The organism is Synechococcus sp. R5-12, from assembly GCF_047502655.1.
Lineage (GTDB): Bacteria > Cyanobacteriota > Cyanobacteriia > Thermostichales > Thermostichaceae > Thermostichus.
This window is the reverse complement of sequence record NZ_JANSIM010000215.1, coordinates 1-7,985: the sequence shown is the minus strand read 5'-3', so window position 1 is coordinate 7,985 and position 7,985 is coordinate 1. Positions and strand designations below refer to the sequence as shown.

Sequence of the window (7,985 nt, the reverse complement as noted above, 5' to 3'; positions counted from 1 at the left end):
AACAGTGATGTTCAGCAGTGTTCAGCGTAAATGTATCAGGACTTCCGGTTAAACCAGACTTGAGTCAAGCAAGGACTCCGTCCCACTTGCGCGAATAGGGTTTCCAGCCACGCTCCATGCTCCAGTCCCTCAAATCCTCGCTTTTGCGCACAGGCTACCTTACCCGGCAGCAATTGGCTGAGGCTGAGGAGTATCGCGAAGCAGCTAGTTGCTCCTTGCCTAGGGCTCTTTGGAGCTTGCGAGTCATGCACCCGGGCAAGTTTGTCAACTTGTGTCGCCAGATTCTGGACCGGCCTAGGCTGAGAGACTGGCTGCTCAAGCACTCCCTAGATCCAGAGCTGCCTTGGCTGATTGAGCCTATTGATTTGGTGCCGGTGCGCTTTTTGCCCTGTGGCTGGCTCGACCCGCAAACTGTTGTGGTGGCCACAGAAGAGCCGGGCTTCCCCGCCATTTGGCAGTCTGTGAAACACCTGTGCCCGGAAGCAGAAAAACTCTGGGAGATCCCAGCCACTGAAAAGCAGATCCTGACGGTCATCCTTGAGCGCAAGCTGGCCGCCGAGCTGCTGGGCAGCCGTCTTACCTTAGAGCAGTGGCAGCAGGCTTTGGAGATCCGCCGCCGCACCGGCTCCAGCCTGGGGCAGGTGCTGACCCGGCTGAGCTACCTCTCCACCCCCGAGTATCTCAGCATCCTAGCCCATTTGCTGGGCTACCCCGCTGTCTCAGAACTAATGGGGACAGGGCTGCTCCACCGCGACGAGAGCCTGAGCCGGCAGTTTGATCCCGAGGTGATGATGCGCCACCTCTTCTACCCCTTGAGCTGGACGGATGAGCACACCCTTACAGTGATGGTCAATGACCCCCTGGACTGGACGGTGGATGAGCTGCTCTACAGCTGGCGGCCAGGCTTGCGGATTGAAAAGGTGCTGGGCACCGAGCAGGATATCACGCAACTGCTCAGCCAAGACCAGGGATCCCGCTTCAGCCAAGAGGCGGTGTACAAGCTGATGGCCCGCCTGCCGGAGGAATCGGCCTCGCGGGTGTTTACCCCCTCCCAGATTGCGGTGGGCTATGGCCTGCTGCTGCTGTTGCTTTGGGGATTGGCCACTGCTCCCTGGACGACCCTGACCATTTTGGTGCTGCTGATCAATCTTTTTTACGTCGCTTCGATCCTGTTCAAACTGCTGCTCAGCCTAGTGGGATCCGCCGATCGCTTCCACCAGATTACCGATGAGGAAGTAGCCGCTTTGGATGATCGCGACTTGCCTATCTATACCATCCTGGTGCCGGTCTACAAAGAACCGGAAGTAATGCCGATTTTGATCAAGTCTCTCTCCAAGCTGGATTACCCCCATGAGCGCTTAGATGTGCTCATCTTGCTAGAAGAAAACGACCGCGCCACCATTGAGGCGGCCCGGGCTGCCAAGCCCCCCCGCTACGTGCGCCTGCTCATCGTGCCAGATAGCAAGCCCAAGACCAAGCCCAAAGCTTGCAACTACGGCCTGGCTTTTGCCCGTGGCGAATACCTCACCATCTACGACGCTGAAGACATTCCAGATCCAGACCAACTCAAAAAAGCAGTCATTGCCTTCCGAAAAGGGGATCCCAGCTTGGTCTGCGTCCAGGCCGCCCTCAACTATTTCAACCGCAACGAGAACTTCCTCACCCGCATGTTCACCCTGGAGTATTCCTATTGGTTTGATTATCTTCTGCCGGGTTTGGAAACTCTGAAAATGCCCATCCCCCTGGGAGGCACTAGCAACCACTTTCGCACCGACCGCCTGCGGGAGCTGCAGGGATGGGATCCCTTTAACGTCACCGAAGACGCAGATCTAGGCATCCGCGCCAGCCAGCACGGCTATACGGTGGGGGTGATCAACTCCACCACTTATGAAGAGGCCAACTGCGCTGTTAAAAACTGGATCCGGCAGCGCTCCCGCTGGATCAAGGGCTACATGCAAACTTGGCTGGTCCACAACCGCAACCCCCTGCGCTCCTTGCGCAAGCTGGGCCTCAAAAACTGGCTATCCTACCAATTTTTTATCGGGGGCAGCTTCTTTACCTTTCTCACCAGCCCCATCATGTGGCTGCTGTTTATTTACTGGCTGCTCACCCGCGCCCATTGGCTGCAAAACATTTTCCCCAGTTGGCTGGTTTATCTGGGCTTGTTTAACCTCCTGGTGGGCAATGCCATTGGGATTTACCTCAACTTGGTGGCTGTTTTCCGGCGAGGGTACTACGATCTGGCCTTCTATGCCCTGCTCAACCCCATCTACTGGCAACTGCACTCTATGGCAGCTTACATGGCCCTGTGGCAGCTCTTTACCAAGCCCTTCTACTGGGAAAAGACCATCCACGGCCTGAGCAAGTTTACCCACGCCAAAGTCCAGGAAGCTGCTCACAAAGCAGCCTAGGCTACGGACTGAGTTCCTAAGCAGTAGCAGCGAAGTGAGGACAGCCAGCACCCTTCTAGAAGCTGTAGTCCGAGTCTACGATCACAGCACAACCACTGGGGTGGAGACAGCTAGCCATGATCACCTTGACAGAAAAGTTGCCCTCGTAGGGCGCCTGCACGATGGGGAAATCGTCCAACAGTTCGTCTGCAGCCACCACCTGACCGCTGGCATCGTAAAGCACCAGATCCACATCGAAGCAATCCTGGTCGCACTGCGCCCAGATGTTTTCACCTCGGTAGAAATAGCCTGTAACTACGGTCGATTGTCCATTAAGAAGCCACAAACTACGGCTCTGAGCCCAGGCGGCAGCGCCCCCGATAACTGTGGCCGCTCCTATTAAGCTTGCCACCAACCAGCCCCGCACCGAAGCCATAAGACTGCCCTCCTACTGAAAAACGGAGAAAGAATAGATTTTCTACAGGGATCCACCTCAACGCCCACACTCTAGCACCCAGATCCGTTTCTCCCGAATGATTCAGATCACGTTAAGGATCTTAAGAATCTCATGCTGAAAATCGCGAAAAAGAGTTACAAAAAAAGGGATCCCGAGTAGAGCAGGGATCCCTCAATTCTGACCGGAAATCCGGCGAAGCTCCCGCATCGGTCTGGCCGACTTCTCATTGCGGCAAATTCAGCCACCTGCAACGTCACCGCAACCGTGTCTGTTGCACTGGCCGGGATCACCCGCGTGGAAAGCACCGCCCCTTCTGCGGTGGGATCCCCGGCAAATACCCCTTGGGGAAATCCAGGCTCTCCCAGGGGGGGAATGGAGGAACTGGAGGTGCCTCCACAGGCAGCCAGGGCGGCTGCCCCACCCCCAAACATCAGCAACTGCAGGAAAAAGCGACGGGAACGCAGGGAACTCATAGGGCCCACCTCAGGGACGCAGGCAAATGTAAAGGGATCCGCAACAAAGGCCAATCGCCTTTTTAGTCAAGCACTTTTGCCCCCAAGCTGAGGTTGTGGGCAGGTGAAGGCTGGGTTAGGGTTGGTTTAACGGCTCTGACCCCTGCGCCCAGGTTCCCCACGGCCTTTTCACAGAGCTTGCTGAGAAGGCTAAAATTTCATTACAGTTTTTCCTGCTTTTGCCCCATTTTTGCGGTTTTGCGTTCCTTAGACTTCTTGTTGACCCTGCCGAAGGAGGGATCGTTGTGGCTACAGAGACCCTGGTCAAGCCTTCTGTAACCCCAAAGCACATGCCCATGTACCGGGTGTTGCTGCACAACGACGATGTCAACACCATGGAGTACGTGGTGCAGGTGCTGGTCAAGGTGATCCCGGCGATGATGCCGCCGCAAGCCACTGAGATCATGCTGGAAGCCCACCACAACGGCGTTGCTGTGGTGATCGTGGTGCCGCGGGAGCACGCGGAGTTTTACTGTGAGCAGTTGCGTCAGCACGGCCTCACCAGCTCCATTGAGCCGGAACGCTAGGCGGGGCGGGTTGGATGGGCCTGCCGATCTCCAAGCTGAGGGCTTGTCCATTTCTGCTGCGCCTGCTGCTTTTCTTGGCGATCCCCCTCCTAGCCTGGCTGCCGTGGGTCGGGCTGGGGGGGTGGTTTTTTCCGGAAGCGCGAGCCTACCTGTGGCTGCTCCTGTATGCCCTGCTGCTAGCCTGGCTATGGGTGTGGGGATCCGGGTTTGCCGCCTATGGACTGGATGGCAGTTGGCCTTGCCGAGGCGGGATCCTGTGGGGCCTGGGGATCGGGGTCGGGGGGCTTTTCTTGCTTTTGGGCCTGGAGGGATCCCTGGGTTGGCTGAGTTGGAGGGCGGTAGGAGGGGGATCCCTGCTGGTCTATGGGTTGCTGGGGTTGCTTTTGGGCTTGGGGGTGGCGCTGGCGGAGGAGTTGTTTTTTCGCGGCTGGCTGCTGCAGGAGATGCTGCTGGACTACGGTTGCAGCACTGCGGTGTGGGGATCCAGCTTCCTGTTTGCTATGGCCCATTTCCTGAAGCCTTTGCCTGAGATTCTCGCCACCTGGCCGCAATTTCCCGGACTGTGGCTGATGGGGCTGCTGCTGGTGCAGGCGAGGGTCTGGAACCAAAACAAGCTGGGCCTTAGCCTAGGGCTGCACGCGGGTTGGGTATGGGGCATGGCCTGGGTCAACAATCTGGCCTGGATTGAGTACACCGGCAGGGTGCCCGAGTGGCTGACCGGGATCGGCGGCAACCCCTTGGCGGGCCTGATGGGCTTGCTTTTTCTAGGAGGGACTTTCGCATTTCTCAACGGCCTGGCTCAAGCTGGCTGGCTACCGGCAGACCTGGAAAAGCGTTGATTGAGCTGATCGATAAAGAATAACCTACTCTCCCCAAGGCCCTTCCTCGTAGTAGGCGGTCACCTGCTCCTTGGGCGGCTGGGTAAGCAAGCTTACGCCAATTAACACCCCACTGCCGATCACCACTGCCGGGATTACGGGTAACCAGCCCCCTGTCCAAGCCCGCGGCAACAGACCCGACAGCCAACCTAAAGTCAGGCCACTGGAGACGAGGGCCCCGGCTACAGCCCCAGCGCGGGTAGCCCGCTTCCAGTACAGACCGGCTATCAGGATTGGGAACAGCATGGCATTTCCCTGAAAGCTCCAGGTGGCGATCTCCACAATCAGCCCCGGCGGGTTAAGGGCAATGGCAAAAGAGGCCAAACCGATCCCCAGCACCACCCAGCGTCCCAATTGTTCTTCTTGGTGGGGGGAAAGCTGGCGTCTAAAGAGGGTCACTACCAGATCCCGCGTTACCAACGAGCTGGCCGTAAGGAGCTGTGAGTCTGCCGTGGACATGAGGGCGGCCAGAGCTGCTGTAATCACCACCGCTGCCACACCGCCGGGCAGAGTTTGCAACATCAGGGGCATGATCTGGTCCGCTTTCTCCAGGCCGGGAAAAGCCAGGCGGCCCCAAACCCCAAGAAGAGCTGCCGGGAAAAAGACCAGCAGAATCAGCAGCGGCCAGACTACCATCAGGGTCTTGAAGGGATGAGCACTCCTGGCCATGTAAAAGCGCTGGAAAAATTGTGGGAAAAGGGGAGTGGCCATGAAAAACAGCAGTTGATTGCCGAGTAACCCTTGCCAGCTCCAGCGTCCTTGGGGGCCGGGCAAGCTCAGCCAGGGATCCAGTTCGCTACCCGCTTCTCTCCCTAGGGAGAAAGCCACTGCAACAAAGGCCACCCCCATCCCCAGAATCAAGATGATCCCCTGCACCACATCCGTCCAGACCACCGCCTGGGATCCGCCAAAGAGCACATACCCCAGGATCACCAAGGCCACCACCACTGCCAAGGGCCAGTAGGGGATCCCCTCCCCCAAGACAGCCGCTAGGGTTCGGGCCCCGCCAATGATCTGGATGCTGATGTAGGGGGCTGTAAACACCAAAGCGCTCAGGCAATACAACAACGCCAACAGGGGGCTTTGAAAACGATGGCCGAAGAACTCCGAAGGGGTGATGAAGCCAAAGTGTTGGGCTGCTAGCCATACCCGGTAGCCCACCCACAAAAACAGCCCCGAAATGAGGGCGGTGGTCACCCCCACCCCCAGGAAGATTCCCAGGCCATGGGTATAGGCATCTGCCGGCACCCCAATGAAGGTAAAGGCACTGAGCAGCGTCGCCAGCGTCGTCAAGGTTAGAGCCAGGGATCCCAACCCCCGCCCTGCCAAAAAATAGCTCACCGGATCCTGGCCGCTGTGGCGATAGCTCCAGAAGCCGATGGCTGCCAGCAGCAGCAAGTACACCCCCACCACACCCAAACTTAAAATGCTGTCAGTCATCTCCAGGCCAGCAAACGCGCACAATGTAAAGATTCAAGGGCACCAGCAGCAGCACGGCCAGCCCTGCCCCCCAGTACCAAGCAGGGATCCCCAATACCTGCGGCTGGGCAGAGCGGATCCCTGCCCAGGTCAACAGCCACAGCAGGGGATAGGCCCCCCACACCCAAGCCTGCCGCATCCGTCCAAACCGCAGGGGCCTTGATCCCTGAAGGTTACCGCCGGGATCCAACCCTGACATCTGCCCATCTCCTGATTTTTTGCCACGGGTTCCTTTTGCCGATTATTTAAGATACAGCCACTGTTGCGCAGAGCTAAATTGTCTTTTCCCCTTTCCCCTTCAGATCCTGTTGGCAAGAGGGAGCCTTCCCGTGGGCCAGGCCATGAAGAACGGGAGCGGCCCTACTGGCTAGCTTGGGCCCGCATCAAAGGGATTGGCCCCCACCGGCTCAAGCGGCTGGCGGAGTTTTTCGGATCCCTGGAGCGGGCTTGGCAAGCGGATGCCCCGGCCCTGCGGCAGGTGGAAGGCATTGGCCCCACCCTGGCCCAGGCTATTGTCTCTGCCCGTCCTGGCCTTGATCCCGAGCAGATCCTGGAGGAAACCCTCAAAGCGGGGATCCCCTTTCTCACGCCTGCAGATCCGGACTATCCGCCGCTGCTGTGGGAGGTGCCAGATCCCCCGCCCATTCTCTATGCCCTAGGAGAATGTCCCAATTGGCAACAGCCGGCTATTGCCATCGTCGGCACCCGCGCCCCTACGGCCTACGGTCGACAGTGGACCCAGAAAGTCAGCGCTGCCCTGGCGGAAGCTGGCTGTGTGGTGGTCTCGGGGCTGGCAACGGGGATCGACGGCATTGCCCACCAGGCCTGTCTGGATGCTGGCGGCAAGACGGTGGCCGTGGTGGGAACGGGGGTGGACAAAGTTTACCCAGCTCACCATCAAGCTCTCTACCGGCGCATCCTGGCCCAAGGGGCCATCCTCAGCGAATATCCCCCCGGCACGCCACCGGCCAAGGAGCATTTTCCCCAGCGCAACCGCATCATTGCCGGCCTCTGCCGCGCCACTTTGGTGATGGAGGCTCCGGAAACCTCGGGAGCGCTAATTACTGCTCACCTGGCCAACCACTACGGTCGGGAAGTGTATGCCCTGCCGGGGAACATCGACACGGCAGCAGCCCGCGGCTGCCTGCAGCTCATCCGCGACGGCGCCGGCATGATCCTGGGGATCGAGGAGCTGTTGAAAGACTTGGGCCTCCTCCAGGGATCCCCTGTGCTAAAGCAGCCCTCGTCCACTGGCCCCAGCGATCCCCAACAGCAACTGCTCTGGCAGCTGCTAGGGGAGGGCATCCTCAGCCTCGATGCCCTGGCCCAGGCTAGCCAGATGGATATTGCCACCCTTTCCAGTACCCTGCTGCTTATGGAATTGGAAGGCTGGCTGGTACAACTGCCGGGGATGCGCTACCAGCGGGCTCGCTGAGGCTGGATCCCTGCACTGCTTCTCCGATAGGAGCACGGCAAGTGGGATCCTCGTGGCGGGGGTTGTTCACATAGGTGCTGACCGGATAAGCCGCCATGGCTTCTGCTGGGTAGGGGCGGAGCAAGGGCAAAAGCAGCTTGGGATCCTGCACCTGGGGATCCAGCCAGAGGTCGTAGTCGTTTTCCGTCAAAATCACGGGCATCCGCTCGTGAAAAAGCTGCATCAGACGGTTGGCGGCAGTGTTGAGGATGGCACAGGTTTCCACCTGATACATTCACGCTGAACTCTCCTGAACATGGTTCAGGAA

Annotated in this window: 9 protein-coding genes; 4 read left to right on the top strand and 5 right to left on the bottom strand. The window is 58.8% G+C overall.

All coding sequences use genetic code 11. From position 1 onward, the window contains the following. Positions 1–245 precede the first annotated feature (245 nt). Positions 246–2,411, top strand: a complete 2,166-nt coding sequence (locus tag NW843_RS11080) for a glycosyltransferase family 2 protein (RefSeq protein WP_414522967.1) — start codon at positions 246–248, stop codon at positions 2,409–2,411. A 55-nt stretch (positions 2,412–2,466) separates the two neighbouring features. On the opposite strand, the gene NW843_RS11075 is transcribed toward NW843_RS11080, so the two are convergent. Both NW843_RS11075 and NW843_RS11070 read right to left on the bottom strand, forming a co-directional pair. Continuing rightward, complete coding sequence (locus NW843_RS11075) at positions 2,467–2,826, bottom strand: hypothetical protein (RefSeq protein WP_099812809.1); 360 nt, start codon at positions 2,824–2,826, stop codon at positions 2,467–2,469. Positions 2,827–2,981: 155 nt separating this feature from the next. Next, positions 2,982–3,320, bottom strand: coding sequence for a hypothetical protein (locus NW843_RS11070; RefSeq protein WP_414522966.1), 339 nt, complete (start codon positions 3,318–3,320; stop codon positions 2,982–2,984). Positions 3,321–3,604: 284 nt separating this feature from the next. On the opposite strand from NW843_RS11070, the gene clpS reads away from it, so the two are divergent. Together clpS and NW843_RS11060 are read left to right on the top strand one after the other, a co-directional pair. After that, on the top strand, positions 3,605–3,886 hold the full coding sequence (clpS, locus tag NW843_RS11065; protein ID WP_011432326.1) for an ATP-dependent Clp protease adapter ClpS: 282 nt from the start codon (positions 3,605–3,607) through the stop codon (positions 3,884–3,886). A 14-nt stretch (positions 3,887–3,900) separates the two neighbouring features. Beyond that, on the top strand, positions 3,901–4,725 hold the full coding sequence (locus tag NW843_RS11060; RefSeq protein WP_414522965.1) for a lysostaphin resistance A-like protein: 825 nt from the start codon (positions 3,901–3,903) through the stop codon (positions 4,723–4,725). 24 nt (positions 4,726–4,749) lie between these two features. Here NW843_RS11060 and NW843_RS11055 read toward each other — a convergent pair whose 3' ends face one another. After that, a complete protein-coding gene (locus NW843_RS11055; protein ID WP_414522964.1) occupies positions 4,750–6,204 on the bottom strand; it encodes a sodium:solute symporter family protein in 1,455 nt (484 codons plus the stop codon). Further along, positions 6,197–6,442, bottom strand: coding sequence for a hypothetical protein (locus tag NW843_RS11050; RefSeq protein WP_414522963.1), 246 nt, complete (start codon positions 6,440–6,442; stop codon positions 6,197–6,199). Before NW843_RS11050 ends, NW843_RS11055 begins: the two co-directional genes overlap by 8 nt. Positions 6,443–6,505: 63 nt before the next feature. On the opposite strand from NW843_RS11050, the gene dprA reads away from it, so the two are divergent. Continuing rightward, complete coding sequence (dprA, locus tag NW843_RS11045; protein ID WP_414522962.1) at positions 6,506–7,678, top strand: DNA-processing protein DprA; 1,173 nt, start codon at positions 6,506–6,508, stop codon at positions 7,676–7,678. Here dprA and NW843_RS11040 read toward each other — a convergent pair. Beyond that, on the bottom strand, positions 7,617–7,952 hold the full coding sequence (locus NW843_RS11040; protein WP_414522961.1) for an SOS response-associated peptidase family protein: 336 nt from the start codon (positions 7,950–7,952) through the stop codon (positions 7,617–7,619). The genes dprA and NW843_RS11040 overlap by 62 nt on opposite strands. Positions 7,953–7,985 lie beyond the last annotated feature (33 nt).